The sequence below is a fragment of the Herbiconiux sp. VKM Ac-2851 genome (assembly GCF_013205105.1).
Taxonomy (GTDB): domain Bacteria; phylum Actinomycetota; class Actinomycetes; order Actinomycetales; family Microbacteriaceae; genus Herbiconiux; species Herbiconiux flava.
The window spans coordinates 1-641 of the sequence record NZ_JABMLJ010000008.1; the positions used below are offsets into that span (position 1 = coordinate 1).

Annotated in this window: 1 protein-coding gene; it reads right to left on the reverse strand. The window is 68.0% G+C overall.

From position 1 onward, the window contains the following. Positions 1 to 492: MFS transporter (locus HQQ85_RS20705; protein WP_173184747.1), on the reverse strand; the 492-nt coding region annotated here is incomplete at its 3' end. Positions 493 to 641 lie beyond the last annotated feature (149 nt).

The window sequence follows — 641 nt, forward strand, 5'->3', positions numbered from 1 at the left end:
GGCCAGGCCGACCAGCCCCGCGGTCGAGATGACCGTCAGGGCGCGCACGCGCAGATCGTCCTCGTCGAACAGGCGGAACGCCAACGCCATCGATCCCGGCGTCGTCATCGCCGCGGCGACCCCCATCAGAGCACGCACGGCGATCAGCTGTTCCACCGAGGTGACGAACAGGGTCAGGATGCTCGCGACCGCGAGAAGCGTCAGGCCGACGAGCATCACCCGACGCCGGCCGACACGGTCTGCGACCGCGCCGAACAGCAGCATCAGGCCACCGAACGCGACCGAGTACGCGCCGGAGATCCATTGCAGCGACGCGGTGGACGCCGTCAGCTCGCGCCCGATGGTCGGAAGCGCGACGTTCAAGACGGAGTTGTCGAGCATCTCGAACAGGAACACCGCGGAGAGGCCGGCCAGAGGAATCCACGCGTCGCGAAGACGCTGCGGTGGGGCCGGTGGGACCGCTTCGGCCGACGAGGTCGTGGGGTCGTACATGGGCGCACTCCTTCGATGAAGAAGTGGCGACTCCCACGAGACGCTTGTGCGTTTCCGCCGACCGGGGCCTGGCGGGATTTTTCCCTCTGCGACGAGGCTACCGCATCCGTGCTCGGCTGGACGCGTCCAGACCTCCCGCACAACGATTC